At 41.3% G+C, this 16656-nt stretch carries 14 protein-coding genes and 1 tRNA gene; 6 read left to right on the plus strand and 9 right to left on the minus strand.

Annotated features, from left to right (window positions below):
- Window positions 1-39: 39 nt before the first annotated feature.
- Window positions 40-1155, minus strand: coding sequence for a PorV/PorQ family protein (locus PDL71_RS14905; RefSeq protein ID WP_407522460.1), 1116 nt, complete (start codon window positions 1153-1155; stop codon window positions 40-42).
- Between the two features lie 213 nt (window positions 1156-1368).
- Here PDL71_RS14905 and tyrS point away from each other — a divergent pair, with 213 nt between their 5' ends.
- Window positions 1369-2646 carry a tyrosine--tRNA ligase gene (tyrS, locus tag PDL71_RS14910; RefSeq protein ID WP_407522462.1) on the plus strand — a complete coding sequence of 426 codons (1278 nt, stop codon included), beginning with the start codon at window positions 1369-1371 and terminating at the stop codon, window positions 2644-2646.
- Here the strand turns inward: tyrS and PDL71_RS14915 are convergent.
- Both PDL71_RS14915 and PDL71_RS14920 read right to left on the minus strand, forming a co-directional pair.
- Window positions 2639-3307, minus strand: coding sequence for an SGNH/GDSL hydrolase family protein (locus tag PDL71_RS14915; protein ID WP_407522464.1), 669 nt, complete (start codon window positions 3305-3307; stop codon window positions 2639-2641). The genes tyrS and PDL71_RS14915 overlap by 8 nt on opposite strands.
- 49 nt (window positions 3308-3356) lie before the next feature.
- Window positions 3357-4250: a cyanophycinase gene (locus PDL71_RS14920; protein ID WP_407522466.1), complete on the minus strand. Its 894-nt coding sequence runs from the start codon at window positions 4248-4250 to the stop codon at window positions 3357-3359.
- A 129-nt stretch (window positions 4251-4379) separates the two neighbouring features.
- Here PDL71_RS14920 and cphA point away from each other — a divergent pair, with 129 nt between their 5' ends.
- From cphA to PDL71_RS14945, 5 genes are all read left to right on the plus strand, one after another.
- Entirely contained in the window at window positions 4380-7010 is a 2631-nt protein-coding gene (gene cphA, locus PDL71_RS14925; protein ID WP_407522468.1) for a cyanophycin synthetase, read from the plus strand.
- Window positions 7011-7091: 81 nt separating this feature from the next.
- Window positions 7092-8267, plus strand: a complete 1176-nt coding sequence (locus PDL71_RS14930; protein ID WP_407522470.1) for an MFS transporter — start codon at window positions 7092-7094, stop codon at window positions 8265-8267.
- A gap of 134 nt (window positions 8268-8401) precedes the next feature.
- Complete coding sequence (locus tag PDL71_RS14935) at window positions 8402-9112, plus strand: hypothetical protein (protein WP_407522472.1); 711 nt, start codon at window positions 8402-8404, stop codon at window positions 9110-9112.
- An 82-nt stretch (window positions 9113-9194) separates the two neighbouring features.
- Window positions 9195-9265 (plus strand) — tRNA-Gln (locus tag PDL71_RS14940).
- A gap of 155 nt (window positions 9266-9420) precedes the next feature.
- A complete protein-coding gene (locus PDL71_RS14945) occupies window positions 9421-10491 on the plus strand; it encodes a phosphotransferase enzyme family protein (RefSeq protein WP_407522474.1) in 1071 nt (356 codons plus the stop codon).
- A 4-nt stretch (window positions 10492-10495) separates the two neighbouring features.
- Here PDL71_RS14945 and rfbD read toward each other — a convergent pair whose 3' ends face one another.
- Genes rfbD through PDL71_RS14975 form a run of 6 tightly spaced genes read right to left on the minus strand, consistent with a single transcriptional unit; the run spans window position 10496 to window position 16633 of the window.
- The gene (rfbD, locus tag PDL71_RS14950) at window positions 10496-11359 is read right to left on the minus strand and encodes a dTDP-4-dehydrorhamnose reductase (protein WP_407522476.1); all 864 of its coding nucleotides are present in this window, start codon (window positions 11357-11359) and stop codon (window positions 10496-10498) included.
- A 2-nt stretch (window positions 11360-11361) separates the two neighbouring features.
- Complete coding sequence (rfbC, locus tag PDL71_RS14955) at window positions 11362-11916, minus strand: dTDP-4-dehydrorhamnose 3,5-epimerase (protein ID WP_407522478.1); 555 nt, start codon at window positions 11914-11916, stop codon at window positions 11362-11364.
- Between the two features lie 36 nt (window positions 11917-11952).
- A complete protein-coding gene (gene rfbB / locus PDL71_RS14960) occupies window positions 11953-13014 on the minus strand; it encodes a dTDP-glucose 4,6-dehydratase (RefSeq protein ID WP_407522480.1) in 1062 nt (353 codons plus the stop codon).
- Window positions 13014-14303 carry a nucleotide sugar dehydrogenase gene (locus tag PDL71_RS14965; RefSeq protein WP_407522482.1) on the minus strand — a complete coding sequence of 430 codons (1290 nt, stop codon included), beginning with the start codon at window positions 14301-14303 and terminating at the stop codon, window positions 13014-13016. Before PDL71_RS14965 ends, rfbB begins: the two co-directional genes overlap by 1 nt.
- 27 nt (window positions 14304-14330) lie before the next feature.
- Window positions 14331-15314 carry a UDP-glucuronic acid decarboxylase family protein gene (locus PDL71_RS14970; RefSeq protein WP_407522484.1) on the minus strand — a complete coding sequence of 328 codons (984 nt, stop codon included), beginning with the start codon at window positions 15312-15314 and terminating at the stop codon, window positions 14331-14333.
- Window positions 15314-16633 (minus strand): UDP-glucose dehydrogenase family protein, encoded by a 1320-nt coding sequence (locus PDL71_RS14975; protein WP_407522486.1) that lies wholly within the window; start codon window positions 16631-16633, stop codon window positions 15314-15316. Before PDL71_RS14975 ends, PDL71_RS14970 begins: the two co-directional genes overlap by 1 nt.
- Window positions 16634-16656 lie beyond the last annotated feature (23 nt).

Raw genomic sequence — 16656 nt, forward strand, 5'->3', positions numbered from 1 at the left:
ATGAGACTATAGAGTACAATTCTTTTCATGCTCTTCATTTTAATTCTTTTTAGCTTTATTATTCACAAGGTCGAGACGTAAGGATATGATATGTGTATACAGCGGATTAGACTGATTGGCAAGATTGGTAAACGCATAGTCCACAAAAAAGGATCCTCCCAGTTTAAAACCTGCACCTGCTGCCGGTTGATAAATCCAAACCTTTTTACGGTTCAGGGTATCACCATCAGCAAATGTTTTCTGGAAGTTGTAAATACCTCCTCTTACAAAGAATACATCTTTCAGGCTCAGCTCTGCTCCAATACGTGGATCACCATTGATAACATCAGAACTCAACAATGTATTTCTTCTGCCATCAAATGTTAAATCAAGATTGGCTTCTGCTTTCAGTTTTACTCCTTTACCCAATTGAAAATCGTAAGCACCACCTAATATTAAACGGGGTGCTGTTAACTCGGTAGATTTTACCGGTATTTCGTTATTGGTTAAAAACAAAATTTCTTTTTCCCTTTCTGTAAATGAAAAACTCCAGCTGTTAAAGGTGGTGGTAATATCACGTGCGGTTGCACCAACTGACCAGTTGCGGCCTTTCATCTGGATACCCGCATCCAAACCAAAACCCCAGGAGTTTGCAAAACTTCCTACCACTCGACGGATCACTTTGGCATTCACACCTACACTGATCAATTTATTATCCGTTTCTTTTACTGTTTGAGCTACAGAAAGCAGGAACGCCCAATCAGCACTGCTGAAGCTGCGGATATTAGCATAGTTTACACTTCCGTCAGGCTCAATCAAATAAAGTGTATTAGGAATATCATCCACGGCAAAACGCAAAACAGAAAGACCGATGGTACGTTTGTTATTAGCAACGGGTATTGCCAGACTTCCGTAATCGTATTTACCGATTCCGGCAAAATACTCCGCATGCATTAAAGAAAGAGAAGGACTGTTTTTTACATGTGCAAGACCGGCGGGGTTCCAGTAACCGGCTGTAGCATCACTTACTGAAGCTACCTGTGCACCACCCATCCCTAAGCCACGGGCACCGGCACCAATATTTAAAAATTCATTGGAATAAATACGAATCTGCGAAAAGGCATGCGTGCATACCAACAGAAGGGTAACGGAAAGGTAGATGGATCGGGTAATCATCCGGTCAGTTTTCAAATAAACAATTAGTTGTATAGAGGCTCTAAACATGGCGAGAGCTGCTTCAACTGGTCAAAAATAGCCATTAAAGCAGCTAAAGTCAAGTTTTGTTGAAGCTCCTTACTAGCCGAAACGCTGATTTTCAAGGATTATTGTCTGATTTGTAAGAACAATAAAGAGCCTGCCCTACTTTTGCCGAAATTTCACTTGAAAATCATGAATTTAATTGAAGAATTACGCTGGCGGGGTATGATACAGGATATGATGCCCGGAACGGAAGAACAACTACAGAAAGAAATGACCAGCGCCTATATAGGTTTTGATCCTACGGCAGACAGCCTTCATATCGGCAGTCTTGTGCCCATTTTGTTGCTGGTTCATTTTCAAAAAGCGGGGCATAAACCCATTGCCCTGGTGGGCGGCGCCACCGGCATGATTGGCGACCCCAGCGGCAAAAGCCAGGAACGTAACCTTTTGGATGAAGCTACCCTTCAAAAAAACGTGGCCGGTATTAAAGCCCAACTGGAAAAATACCTGGATTTCAGCAGTTCGAACCCTAATGCTGCTGAAATGACCAATAACTATGATTGGTTCAAAGGCATTTCTTTTATTGACTTTTTAAGAGATACCGGAAAGCATATTACCATCAACTACATGATGGCAAAGGACAGTGTGAAGAAACGTATTGAAAGTGAAGTAGGATTAAGTTATACAGAGTTTGCTTACCAGCTCATGCAGGGATATGATTTTCTGTGGCTGTATCAACACAAAAACTGCAAACTACAGATGGGCGGAAGTGACCAGTGGGGAAACATCACCACCGGTACCGAACTCATCCGCAGGAAAACAGGTGGCGAAGCATTTGCCTTTACCTGTCCGTTGATTAAAAAAGCAGATGGTACCAAGTTTGGAAAAACAGAACAAGGCAATGTGTGGCTGGATGCATCTAAAACATCTCCTTACCAGTTTTATCAATTCTGGCTTAATGCCAGCGATGTAGATGCAGAAAGCTGGATTAAAATCTTTACGCTGCTTTCTAAAGAAGAAACTTTTGCATTGATTGAGGCACACAAAACAGATGCCTCTAAACGAATTCTTCAGAAAAAACTGGCAGAAGAAGTAACACGTTTCATCCATGGTGAAGAAGCGTTGCAGGAAGCCATAACCACCACTGAAAAATTATTTGCCAATCAAAGTGCACCTGCTGAAAGTTTAAGTGAAGCTGATCTTGAAAGCATGGAAGGTGTTGTAAAAATGGATTATGCTGTTTCTAGAGTTAATGAAGGAGTTGATATCGTTTCCTTCCTGGCAGAAACAGGCATTTTTACCAGTAAAGGCGAAGCAAGAAAAATGGTACAGGGCGGTGGTGTAAGCATCAACCGTAAAAAAGCTGAAGGCATAGAAATGAAAATCGAAGCATCCCTTCTATTGCATAACAAATACCTGCTGGTGCAGAAAGGAAAAAAGAATTACTACCTGGTGCAGGTTATTTAATGGATTTGAGCTGGTTCCATAGCTGTTGAGCCACCAGTAAATTCCCCTGGGCATTCAGATGAACTCTATCGTAAGTAAGAATTCCCCTGTCTTTGTTTTCTTTATTGTGCCGGAGATTATAGTCAAGAAAAGACTTTCTAAGATCAATCAATGGAAGTTGGTTGGTCTTTGCAATTTGACGGATGATGTTGCTATAGGCATTCAGATCACCATCCTGCGGATTACTGAAATCTGTTTTTTCTCCAATCACAGCCGGTGTACACATAATGATCTTTGCACCGGCAGCTTTTATCTGCTCAAGCATTGCCTGGTAAAATTTTTCAAACTTATCAGGATCTGTACCTGTGCCGAAAGAAGATTTATGCCACACATCGTTTACACCAACATAAATCACCACCACATCCGGCTTCTTACTGAGTACATCTTTTTGCAACCGTAAATAAAGATCATAAACCTTGTTACCGCCAATGCCTGCACCTATCCATTCAAATTTTTCCTGCTGCCCTTCTGCCCTGCTCAAACTATCAATTAAAGAAATGTAACCGCCTTTTTCAACACCCATCTGTGTGATGGAATCTCCAAAGAAAATCACTCTTGTTTTTTGGGGTTGCTGAAAACCGAAAGACATTACACTCAGTACAAGCATGAAGACATATTTCATGAAATGTATTTTAGTTGCTTTAAGAATCGTTTGCAGAGTCACACGACTGCTATTCTACATCCACCCTTTTGGGAATAACAGCACCTTCACTTGCTTCCATTAAAAACCGGCGTTCATTTAGAATGAATCCATTTCCTTTCTCACAAAAGTGAACCATCAGGTTTTCTACACTCACGGGATTGCCATCAGGAATATCGGCAATATTGGAATGAAGAATATTATGCCCATCAATTATAATCACTAACCCGCTGCCGATCGCTTCCATCTTATTTCCTTCTGTGATCAGCATGCCGGTATCTTCACCCAAACCAATTCCGATCAAACCCGGATGTGTAGCAACTGCCTGCGCTAAGCGAACAAACCTTCCCCGCTTTTCAAAATGCGAATCAATAATCACAGAACCAATGAAACCCAGCCCTGAAGTCATCTTTACTTCACCTTTGAGATGTGCTCTTGCAGCATTGCCTTCATAAATCATGGTTTGGCTCATTGCCATGGCACCGGCACTGGTACCGGCAATTACAAAATTTTCATTTTGATACCGTTGTTTGAGTATATGCAGAAACTCAGTACCACCATCTGTAACACTTAACCTTAATTGATTACCTCCGCTGAACATTACGGCATCACAGGTGCGGATGCGTTCGATGAAATCAGGATTGGATGTATCCTGCCGGTTGCGAATATGCATAAGGCCGATATTGGTACAACCGATTTTTCCAAATGCATTGAGGTAATTATCTCCTACTTCGTACGGTATGGTTGAAGCGGTAGTAATTACTTCAATACGGGCATCAATACCACCGGCTTCCTGCACCACACGGCGAAGAATACCCAATTCAAAAAAGTTGAGATTATTTCTGTGAATTTCTCCCGCTTCTGTATCAGCACCTTTATCTTCTGCGCCACCAATAGCGATGAGTTTTCCTTTGGGATACTGCAAGACAAGTGATTTTTGATTCATTGCAAAAATAAAGGAATTGTATGGCTTCATTTAAATGCCTGTCCGGCACTTTATCCACTGTAATCGTATCATCAAAAAATACTATCTTCCTGCTCTAACTGATCAACTATGCAAATTCTGGAACTGAAAGTACTTCGTGGACCAAATTATTGGAGCATTCGCCGCCCTAAACTCATTCAAATGAAACTGGACCTGGAAGAGTTGGAAGAGCGGCCCACTAATCATATTCACGGGTTTCGGGAACGGCTTGAAAAAATGTTTCCCAGCATGTACAGCCATCGGTGCAGTGTAGGCGCACCGGGTGGTTTTTTTCAGCGGGTGGAAGAAGGCACATGGATGGGTCATGTGATTGAACACATTGCATTGGAAATGCAAACACTGGCGGGCATGGATACCGGCTTTGGACGCACCCGTACTCCCGAAGGTGAAAAGCCGGGTGTGTACTATGTAGTGTTCAGCTATATGGAAGAAGATGCAGGTTTGTACGCAGCACGTGCTGCTGTACGTGTGGCACAGGCATTGGTGGATGGAACTGATTATGATCTTTCTGAAGATATTCAAAAGCTGAGAGAGATTCGTGAAGATACCAGGCTGGGACCATCAACAGGATGCATTGTGGATGAAGCAGCCAAGCGTGGCATTCCTTATATCCGTTTAAACAAACAAAGTTTGGTGCAACTGGGTTATGGAGTGAATCAAAAACGTATTCGTGCCACGATTGCTTCCACCACATCTAATATTGCAGTAGATATTGCCTGCGATAAAGAAGAAACAAAACTGTTACTGGAAGCCGCAGAAATTCCCGTACCAAGAGGAACAGTGATCCGTACTGAAGTTGGTTTGGATGAAGCCATCATGAAATTTGGTTATCCGTTGGTGATTAAACCCATTGATGGGAATCATGGCAAAGGCAATACCACGAACATCATTAACAAGGAGCAGGCATTAAAAGCATTTGAAGCAGCCAAAGCCTACAGTCGCAGTGTAATTGTTGAACGTTTCATTACAGGATATGATTTTCGTTGCCTCGTGATCAACAATAAATTTATTTGTGCAGCACTGCGTACACCTGCCAGTGTGGTGGGTGATGGTGAGCATGATTTAAACTGGCTCATTGAAGAAACCAACAAAGACCCCCGTCGTGGCTATGGTCATGAAAAAGTATTAACACAAATCACCATTGACCAGTTTACACAAAAAATGCTGGATGATGCCGGTATTACATTAGAATATGTTCCGAAAAAAGGTGAACGTGTTTTATTAAAACCTACAGCCAACTTATCAACCGGAGGTACGAGTACAGATGTAACAGATGAAGTACATCCGGCCAATGTATTTATGTTTGAACGTATTGCACGCATCATCGGTTTGGATATCTGTGGTATTGATGTGATGGCAACCGACCTGCGTACACCCATTGCAGAAAATGGTGGTGCAGTGCTGGAAGTAAATGCGGCTCCGGGTTTCCGAATGCATATTGAACCTTCAGAAGGATTACCCCGCAATGTGGCAGAACCGGTGGTGGATATGCTCTTTCCCAAAGGAAGTGCAGGACGTATTCCCATCATTTCAATAACAGGAACTAATGGTAAAACAACTACTACACGTTTAACTGCACATATTGCCAAAAGCGCAGGCAAAAAAGTAGGTTATACTACCAGTGATGGGGTGTACATCCAGAACCAGTTGATGATGAAAGGAGATTGTACCGGACCGGTTTCTTCACAATTTGTACTGAAAGATCCTACGGTAGATTTTGCGGTGCTGGAATGTGCACGTGGCGGTATTTTAAAAGCAGGATTAGCTTTCCAGAATTGTGAAGTGGCCGTGGTAACAAACGTAGCTGCTGATCATTTAGGGCTGGGTGGTATTTACACCGTTGAAGCCATGGCCAAAGTAAAAGCAGTGGTGCCTGAAACGGTATTTCCGCATGGTTATGCCGTGTTGAATGCTGATGATGATCTGGTCTACAAGATGCGCAAAGATTTGAAGTGCAATATTGCCCTCTTCAGCATGGATGAAAACAATCCACGTATTAAAGAACATGCAGCAGAAAACGGATTGAGTTGTGTATTTGAAAACGGATACATTACCATCATGAAAGGCAATTGGAAAATTCGTGTGCTTCCTGTAAAGGAAATTCCGATTACCTACGAAGGAAAAGCAGTGCATAATATCAACAACTGTTTACCGGCTGTACTCAGTTGTTATTTGTTCCGTGATATAACAATAGAAGATATACGCAGCGGTTTGCAAACTTTTATTCCCAGTGAAAAGCTAACACCGGGTCGATTGAATTTCTTCCACTTCAAAAACTTTACCATGCTGGCCGATTTTGCACACAATCCGCATGGACTGAACCTGCTTTGTGATTTTGTAAGCAAGCTGGATTACAAAACAAAAATCGGTGTGATCAGTGGTACCGGCGACCGGAGAGATGATGACATCAGAGAGTTAGGGGCCATCAGCGGCAAGCATTTTGATGAAATCATTATGCGTTGTGATAAAAACCTGCGTGGCCGCACAGCAGATGAAATCATGGGCTTATTGGAAGAAGGTATTCGTAAGGTGAATAAAACAGTGCCCATCATTAAAATTGCGAATGAAAATGAAGCGCTTGAATATATCTATGCCCATCCGAGGGAAGGAGCCTTGTACACAATTATGTGCGATGTAGTGGCAGGAGCCATTGATAAAATCAAGGAGTTAAAGACAAGAGAAGATGCAGAAAAACAATAGCGTTTAAAAAATGGTTGATGTAATAATCAACCATTTTTTTTAAGCGAACTCTTTCAAATAATTTTGACCGTAAATCAACTTATGTCCCGCCAGAAAATTGTATTGCTGCTTACGGTATTCATTGATATGATCTGTTTCAGCATGATCTTTCCCGTACTCCCTTATTTTGTAAAGGAGCTGAACCTGAGCGATATCATGGTGGGTATTGCAGCCGCCAGTTTTGCATTGATGAATTTTTTGTTTGCTCCCTTTTGGGGCAGCATGAGCGACCGCAGAGGAAGAAGACCTGTGATGCTGCTGAGCATTGCCATCACCTTTGTAGCGAATATTATTTTATCATTTACCAACAGTTTGTTTTTATTACTCGCCGCAAGAATTATGGCAGGTATCGGCAGTGCTAATATTTCCGTAGCACAGGCTTATATGGCTGATATTTCCAAACCGGAGGAGCGAACGAAAAACCTGGGCATGGTGGGTGCTGTTTTTGGATTGGGTTTTATCATAGGTCCGGTAGTGGGTGGTTATTTAAAAAGTTTCAGTGGCGAAGGAAGTGTTGTATGGGTGGGCCTGGGAGCAGCCATTCTTAATATGATCAACCTTGCTTCCGCCTGGTATTCGCTTGTGGAAAGCAATCAAAACATTGACCGGAACAGCAAACGTTCCATTAACCCCCTGGAGCAGATTATACGATGGCTGCAGGCACCCGTTATCAATCAACTCATGTGGATCTTCTTTTTGTATGTTACTGCTTTCAGCATGATGCAGATTACAAGCGGTTTGCTGTGGAAAGAAAAATACGGGTTGAATGAAAAACAATCCAGCTATGTATTTGCACTCATCGGAATTGTAAGTGCACTCAGCCAGGGTTTATTCATTCGCTGGTTTACGAAAAGATATACGGAGAAACAACTCATCATCAGTGGTGCATTGCTCATGGGCATTTCACTTGCGCTAATACCTGTGCCCGGTAAAGAATGGTTTGTGCCTTTGGAATTGATACTCGTAGCACTGCTTGCTTTTGGCAATGCGCTCATTACACCGCCGCTCACCAGCTGGCTCAGTAAAATAGCGCCTGTGCAATCTGTGGGTCAGGTTATGGGAGCCAATCAAAGTTTTGCATCTTTATCGAGAGTGATTGGACCGGCAGTAGGCGGACTCCTCTATCCCATCTGGCACAGCGTGCCCTTCTTTGTTTCGGGAGGGATGATGATTATTCCTCTTTTTTTGATTCTGAAATTAAAACCTGCAGATACATAACGTGAATATTTCAGTTTACAGGGTTGGGGGCTTTCTACAACCTCTATGTATAAAAACTGTATTTCATTAACACAAGATTTTTACTCAAAACGGAACATCATCATTGCTTTGCTGTTTAGCATAAAAAAATTATGATGAAAAAAATCTACACAACCGGAGTATTGCTCTTATTTCTTGTGCTGACTGTCAAAGCCCAAAATGCCGCTAACACTTCTTCTAACATCAGGTTTATGGCATCAGGTTCTTTTGGCTTGGGTTTTAGAACTGCTAAAATTGATGCCTCTGTGCCGCCACAATTAGAGAATCATTTTAAAGAATTACGGAATGGTACAGCGTTTTCATTTGAACTGGGTGCAAAAGCAGAGAATAATGGATTTACTCTCTCCTACTCACAATTCAGCTCATCCAGCAAAGATTATCCGTTTACAACATCTGTTCCGGGGCCGGGGGGTCCTACAACTGCTTCAGGCACGATTAGCACCTCCGATAAGATAACCGTTATCACCGGTAACTGGATCAGCTTTACTCCTCTCAGTAAAAATGAAACAGTGTTTTTAACTTCTAAACTTGGAATAGGTGCTATCAGCTACCGCTCTGATAATGATTTATCTTCTGCCGGAAGCAGCAGTTCTTTTGAATTAAGCGGAACAGGGCTTGCTTTAGCAGGAGGATTGGGTCTTGATTTCAAGCTCAGCAAAAATGTTTACTTCGCAGTAAATGGTGATTATCTGAACGGGCGGGCAAAATTAAAATCAGATCAGCAGGGGCTCACTGCATCTGAAGAAGACGAACCGGAAGGATTAACACATATCCGTTTTACAGGAGGTTTGCGAATTATACTCTAAATCGCAATTTTTTTTGGCAGTTTTTCTCATCCACCCTACTTTTGCCACCCCAACAAATGCAACAGCAGGCGATGGGAAGGATTGCCCGATAGTATAATGGTAGTACGACAGATTTTGGTTCTGTTTGTCTTGGTTCGAATCCAGGTCGGGCAACTACCGCAACAAAAGGTATCTTGATTTTCAGGATACCTTTTTTGTTTGCCCTACTCAAAACAAATCTGCTTTTATTAAAACTTTTGTCAAAACCATCTCCGGTAAATCAGCCCGAATATTTGCTAAGTTTGGCTACAACAAAAAAGGCATTGCACATGCTGCAGCAAATCTCAGAAGCATACGGAATGCAGGAAGCGGCTCTTTCCATCACTCCTGTTGGTTCGGGATTGATTCACAAAACATGGAAAGTAACTGATGGGGATGAGGTATTCATTCTGCAACAAATCAATCATAATGTATTTCATGACCCATATGCCATAGCTGAAAATATAGAACAAGTTGCCTCTTATCTTAAGGAACATCATCCGGATTATCTTTTTGTTGCTCCGATATCCACAAAAGCAAAGGAACCTGTATTTTATAATGAAGAAGAAGGTTATTACCGTTTGTTTCCTTTTGTAAAAGGATCACATAGTATAGATTCTGTTTCAACACCTGAACAGGCATACGAAGCTGCACAACAGTTTGGAAGGTTCACCGGCCTGCTGGCAGGATTTAACACTGAGAACTTAAAAATTACAATACCTGATTTTCATAACCTCACCTTCAGGTACAGACAATTTTTAAATGCTTTAGAAAATGGGGATGAGAAAAGAAAGGAACATGCAAAGCAACTGATCAAAGAACTTATCAGCTTCGAATCAATTGTTACTACCTATGAGCAAATTAAACGGAGTCCGGACTTTCGCCTGCGTGTTACACACCATGATACCAAAATCAGTAACGTTTTGTTTGATTATCAAAATCATGCAATCTGCGTTATTGACCTGGACACCATAATGCCCGGCTATTTTTTTAGTGATGCAGGTGATATGATGCGTACTTACCTGAGCCCGGCCAATGAAGAAGAAACCAACTTTTCACTCATTCAAATACGGGAAGAATACTTCCAAGCCATTGTTTCGGGGTATTTACAGGAGATGAGTCATCTTTTAACGCCCGTTGAAAAAAATCATTTTGTATATGCCGGCAAATTCATAATCTATATGCAGGCATTACGTTTTTTAACGGATTACCTCAACAACGATGTTTACTATGGTGCCCGGTTTGAACTGCATAACTACAACAGGGCTATGAATCAAATGCATTTATTAAAAGAGTTGATCAATAAAGAATCTCATTTAGAAAAGATAGTGAGAGCAGTAACGGAAAAACAATTCAACTGATTATTCAATTCTGCTGCAAGAGTTCCATACATTTTACAAGACTCGCCTTCCAGTTAGGAATTGTGAGATGATAAGCTGCCTTGATTTTTGTTTTATCAAGCAGGGAGAAATGCGGTCGCCTTGCGGGAGTTGGATACGCTGTACTTGCAATAGGATGAATGATGCAATGACTGCCGGTTAATTCTTTGATGGCTACTGCAAAATCATACCAACTGATTTTACCTTCATTACTGTAGTGATAAATACCTGCCTGCCATTTGCCTGTTGCGATGACATCAAGAATGAGTTTTGCAAGATCAGCGGCATAAGTCGGTGATCCGATCTGATCATTCACCACATTGATTTCATTACGTTCCTGCATCAAACGCACCATGGTTTTTACAAAATTGTGTCCAAAGGATGAGTACACCCATGAAGTACGAATGATGATAGCATCCGGATTTTCTTTGATGCACAACTGCTCACCTGATAATTTGGAACGGCCGTATACATTAATCGGACCGGTGGTATCTGTTTCAACATAAGGCGTTTCACTTTCACCGTCAAACACATAATCCGTTGATATATGAATAAACTTAGTATTGTATTTTTTGCAAATAGCGGCCAGGTGGCCCACCGCTTCACCATTTACCAGCATGGCCATATCAGGTTCATTCTCTGCTTTATCAACAGCAGTGTAAGCAGCACAATTGATACAGTATTGTGGCTTTGTGGCAATGAAAAAATTTTCAACCAACCCGTAATGATGCAATTTTAAATCTTCCCGTGAAGCAAAAACAAAACGGAATTGCGGAAATGCTGTTGCTAACTGCTGCAATTCTTTGCCCAGCTGGCCATTACTTCCGGTAACTAATACAGTGGGTTGCATATTTAAAAAAAGGAGTCTTCGCTTAACCTGTCAAAGGAAGGCAATTCCAGATCTTTTGCTGATACAATCTGCTTCTCTGTTTCAATCTGCCAATCAATCTGCAGCGAAGGATCGTTGTAAAGCAAACCGCCTTCACTTTGCTTGTTATAAAAATGATCACACTTATATAAAACTTCAGCCTGCTCACTTAATACAGAAAAGCCATGTGCAAATCCACGGGGAATGAGCAATGCTTTTTTATTTTCCCCGGTAAGTTCTGCTACATATGTTTTTTTGAAGGTGGGAGAATCTTTTCTGAGATCTACCACTACATCCAGGATACATCCGCTTAAACAGCGCACCAGTTTAGCCTGTGCATGTTCACCTTTCTGAAAATGTAATCCACGAATTACACCATAGGAAGAACTGGATTGATTATCCTGAACCCAGTTATAAGAATAACCCGCAGCATCAAACACCTGCTGATTATAGGATTCAAAAAAATAACCACGTGCATCGCCAAATACATTTGGTTCAAAAACCACTAATCCCGGAAAACCTGTTTCATGAAACGCCATGAGATAGAAGAAAATTTATTTCGCTTTAAATAGTACTTAGTGTTTGTATTGTTCTTCATAGTATTTCTGGTAATCACCGCTGGTAACATGGTTGATCCAGTCTTCATTGGCAAGATACCAGTCCACTGTTTTTTCCAATCCTTCTTCAAACTGCAGCGAAGGCGACCAACCCAGTTCTTTGTGCAACTTAGTGGCATCAATAGCATAGCGTAAATCATGACCGGGCCTATCAGTTACATAACTAATCAACTGCTCACTCTCTCCGGCTGCCCTTCCGAGCTTTTGATCCATAATGCGGCAGAGTAATTTCACGAGATCAATATTTTTCCACTCGTTAAAACCACCTACATTATAACTTTCGCCCTGCTTACCTGTATGAAAAATAGTATCAATAGCTCTTGCATGATCTTCTACATACAACCAGTCACGAACATTTTCGCCTTTACCATACACCGGTAAAGGTTTTTTGTTTTTGATGTTGTTGATCATTAACGGAATCAACTTCTCAGGAAAGTGATGAGAACCGTAATTGTTACTGCAATTACTCATTACTACCGGCAACCCATAGGTATCATGATAAGCCATTACAAAATGATCAGAAGAAGCCTTGGAAGCTGAGTAGGGAGAATGCGGATCGTAGGGTGTTTCTTCTGTAAAGAAACCGCTTTCACCTAATGATCCATATACTTCATCCGTTGAAACATGATAAAACAGTTTACCGGCATATTGATTTTTCCAATAGTTACGGCACGTATTCAACAATACCACGGTACCCAACACATTTGTTCTTACAAATGCCAATGGATCCATAATACTACGATCCACATGACTTTCAGCCGCCAGGTGAATCACTGCATCAAAACGATATTGCTCAAATAAATGATTGACGCTTTGCTCATCAGTAATATCTACTTTTTCAAAAACATAATTAGCTTTCTCCTGCACATCTTTCAGATTTTCAAGATTGCCGGCATAGGTTAATGCATCACCGTTTACAATTTTGTAGTGCGGATATTTGTTCACAAACAAACGAACAACATGGCTTCCGATAAAACCGGCTCCACCGGTAACCAATATGGTTTTAGAAAAATCAGGCATTATAAACTCCAGTATTTCAGTTTAGAAATTTTATTACGGTAAATTCCTTTGAGATCAGCAAACAAAGCCTGCTCATTACAAACAGACATTAAAAAGGATTCATCAAAATCTTTGTATGGGTGATGCGCTACAGCAAGTACAACTGCGTCATATCCCTTACCTATTTCTTTAGTAAGTGTTAAACCGTATTCATGCTTTACTTCATCAGCATCTGCATGCGGATCTACAAAATCAACAGCCACATTGTATTCTAACAGCTCACGCACCATGTCAGCCACTTTTGAATTGCGGATATCCGCCACATTTTCTTTAAACGTAGCACCCAGCACTAATACTTTTGCCGACGCTGCATCAGGCGCATATTTGATAATATGCTGAATGATTTTTTTAGCCACATAACGAGGCATTTCATCATTTACAAAACGGCCGCTGGAAATTACTTTGGAATTGTAACCCAACTGCTGGGCTTTGTATGTAAGATAATAGGGATCTACACCAATGCAATGCCCGCCCACAAGACCGGGCGTGTATTTATGAAAATTCCATTTGGTGCCCGCCGCTTCCACTACATCATACGTATTGATGCCGATACGATCAAAAATGATGGATAACTCATTCATCAGAGATATATTCAGATCCCGTTGCGCATTTTCAATAATCTTTCCGGCTTCGGCTACTTTAATATTCGGCGCACGGTGTACACCCACTTTCACAACACTTTCATAAACGGCTGCAATCTCCTGCAGCGATTCAGCATCACATCCTGAAACAATTTTAACGGTGTTGCTGAGTGTATGCTGTTTATCACCCGGATTGATCCGCTCCGGCGAATAACCGATTTTAAAATCAACCTTTCCCTTTAATCCGCTGAACTGTTCCAGTATAGGCATACAATCTTCTTCTGTACATCCCGGATAGGTGGTGCTTTCATATACTACATAATCACCTTTCTTTAAAACTTTACCAACGGTTTCACTTGCTTTCTGTAATGGTGTAAGATCAGGTACTTTGTATTCATCAACCGGTGTGGGAACCGTTACAATAAAGAAGGAAGCTTCTTTTAATACATTGATATCATCAGTAAACACAATGTCTTTTCCTGCAAACACTTCAGCTTCCACTTCCTTACTGGGGTCTTCGCTCCGCTGCATCATTTCAATGCGTTTGCGGTTGATATCAAAACCAATCACACGCATGTGTGCCGCCAGTTCCAATGCAAGCGGCAACCCCACATAACCAAGACCAACAACGGCTATTTTCTTTTCTTTATTGATAAGTAACTGAAACATAGTTAAAGGGTGCTTTAAGGTGGTTTTTTATTTCATGCTAACAAATTCTTTGGGCAGTTTGCTCCATTCCTCTTTAGGCAGATTCTTAAAATAATCATACGTAATCTTTAATCCTTCTGCTCTTGAAACTTTTGGTTCCCATCCAAGAATCTGTTTTGCTTTTGCAATATCCGGTTGTCTTTGTTTTGGATCATCAACGGGCAATGGTTTATAAACGATCTTTTGTGCAGTACCCGTTAACTTAATCACTTCCTCTGCAAACTCTTTTAATGTAATTTCTGATGGATTACCCACATTTACCGGCATATCATAATCGCTCATGAGCAAACGGTAAATACCTTCTACCAGGTCATCTACAAAACAAAAACTTCTGGTCTGACTTCCATCACCAAATACTGTTAAATCTTCGCCACGCAATGCCTGGCCAATGAAAGCAGGCAACGCACGGCCATCGTTTAAACGCATACGGGGTCCGTATGTATTGAAGATGCGAACAATCCTTGTTTCAACACCATGAAAACGATTATAGGCCATCGTTATACTTTCCATAAAGCGCTTGGCTTCATCGTACACACCACGAGGCCCCACAGGATTTACATTGCCCCAATACTCTTCTGTTTGTGGATGCACCAGCGGATCTCCATAAACTTCTGAAGTGGAAGCAACGAGAATGCGGGCTCCTTTTGCCTTTGCTAATCCCAGGCAATTATGGGTACCATGTGCTCCTACTTTCAATGTCTGGATCGGAATCTTTAAATAATCGATAGGACTGGCAGGCGATGCAAAATGCAAGATATAATCCAACTTACCGGGAATATGGATGAACTTGGTTACATCATGATGATAAAACTCAAATTGCTCCAGTTTAAACAGGTGTTCAATGTTGCGTAAATCACCGGTAATAAGGTTATCCATAGCAATCACCTGGTAGCCCTCTTTGATAAAGCGGTCACACAAATGAGAACCGAGAAAACCGGCTGCACCGGTAATTAAAATTCGCTTACGTTCCATTATTGATTATTTGTTACGGTTAACCTTCCTACACTTTCGTAATGATAGCCCAGTTCTTTCATTTGTGATGCATCATATACATTACGTCCATCAAACACTACTTTATTTTTTAGCAGTGAGCTCATTTTTTCAAACTCAGGTGTGCGGAACTCGCTCCACTCCGTTGCAATAATTAAAGCATCTGCATTCTGCAATGCTTCATATTGGTTAGATGCATAGTTGATCTTATCTCCCACCACCTGCTTGACATTATTCATTGCTTCAGGATCAAAAGCTGTAACCGTTGCTCCGGCAGCAGTTAACGCATCAATCATATACAAAGCAGGTGCTTCCCGTATATCATCAGTATTGGGTTTGAAGGCCAATCCCCACAAAGCAAAATGTTTACCTTGTAACTCATTTTTGAAGAAAGATTGGATTTTAGGAATGAGGAAGAGTTTCTGATCTTCATTCACCTTCATCACTGCATTCAGAATTTCAAATTCATATTCCACTTCTTTGGATGACTTTACCAACGCCTGTACATCTTTAGGGAAACAACTGCCGCCGTAACCAATACCGGGGAAAAGGAAACGCTTACCGATACGTTCATCACTGCCGATACCTTTACGTACCATATCTACATCAGCACCCAAGCGCTCACACAAGCGGGCTACCTCATTCATAAATGAAATTTTTACAGCCAGAAACGAGTTCGCTGCATACTTGGTAAGCTCAGCACTGCGTTCGTCCATAAAGATCACCGGATTACCGCTTCTTACAAAAGGAGCATAGAGCTTGGTCATGATTTCCTTTGCCATTTTATCACTGGTACCAACCACTACCCTGTCAGGTTTCATAAAATCTTCCACCGCTACACCCTCTCTCAAAAACTCCGGATTACTTACCACTGCAAAATCACCCTTGTAATTTTTGGCAACAGCTGCACGTACTTTATCCGCTGTTCCTACAGGCACGGTGCTTTTATCAACAATCACTTTATAATCAGTAAGAATTTTTCCTAAATCTTCAGCTACACCTAAAATGTATTTGAGATCAGCACTTCCATCTTCGCCGGGAGGCGTAGGCAATGCTAAAAAGATAATAGTGGCATCCTTAATACCTTCTGCAAGGTTTGTAGTAAACCGCAGACGGTTTTCTTTGAGATTACGGAGAAATATTTTCTCCAGGCCGGGTTCATAAATAGTAATCTGTCCGTTTGAAAGTTTCTCTACTTTTTTGGTGTCTATATCCACACAGGTTACCTGGTTGCCCGTTTCAGCAAAACAAGTGCCTGTTACTAATCCAACATAGCCGGTTCCAACGACTGCGATTTTCATATGTTATGAGTTTTAGGTTTAAA

Source organism: Lacibacter sp. MH-610 (genome assembly GCF_045780045.1).
Classification (GTDB): Bacteria; Bacteroidota; Bacteroidia; order Chitinophagales; family Chitinophagaceae; genus Lacibacter.

Coding starts and splice junctions, on each gene's coding strand:
- tyrS (WP_407522462.1), top strand. CDS start 1,369: ATGAATTTAATTGAAGAATTACGCTGGCGGGGTATGATACAGGATATG.
- PDL71_RS14905 (WP_407522460.1), bottom strand. CDS start 1,155: ATGATTACCCGATCCATCTACCTTTCCGTTACCCTTCTGTTGGTATGC.
- PDL71_RS14930 (WP_407522470.1), top strand. CDS start 7,092: ATGTCCCGCCAGAAAATTGTATTGCTGCTTACGGTATTCATTGATATG.
- cphA (WP_407522468.1), top strand. CDS start 4,380: ATGCAAATTCTGGAACTGAAAGTACTTCGTGGACCAAATTATTGGAGC.
- PDL71_RS14935 (WP_407522472.1), top strand. CDS start 8,402: ATGAAAAAAATCTACACAACCGGAGTATTGCTCTTATTTCTTGTGCTG.
- PDL71_RS14970 (WP_407522484.1), bottom strand. CDS start 15,314: ATGGAACGTAAGCGAATTTTAATTACCGGTGCAGCCGGTTTTCTCGGT.
- rfbB (WP_407522480.1), bottom strand. CDS start 13,014: ATGCCTGATTTTTCTAAAACCATATTGGTTACCGGTGGAGCCGGTTTT.
- PDL71_RS14945 (WP_407522474.1), top strand. CDS start 9,421: ATGCTGCAGCAAATCTCAGAAGCATACGGAATGCAGGAAGCGGCTCTT.
- PDL71_RS14975 (WP_407522486.1), bottom strand. CDS start 16,633: ATGAAAATCGCAGTCGTTGGAACCGGCTATGTTGGATTAGTAACAGGC.
- PDL71_RS14915 (WP_407522464.1), bottom strand. CDS start 3,307: ATGAAATATGTCTTCATGCTTGTACTGAGTGTAATGTCTTTCGGTTTT.
- rfbC (WP_407522478.1), bottom strand. CDS start 11,916: ATGGCGTTTCATGAAACAGGTTTTCCGGGATTAGTGGTTTTTGAACCA.
- PDL71_RS14965 (WP_407522482.1), bottom strand. CDS start 14,303: ATGTTTCAGTTACTTATCAATAAAGAAAAGAAAATAGCCGTTGTTGGT.
- rfbD (WP_407522476.1), bottom strand. CDS start 11,359: ATGCAACCCACTGTATTAGTTACCGGAAGTAATGGCCAGCTGGGCAAA.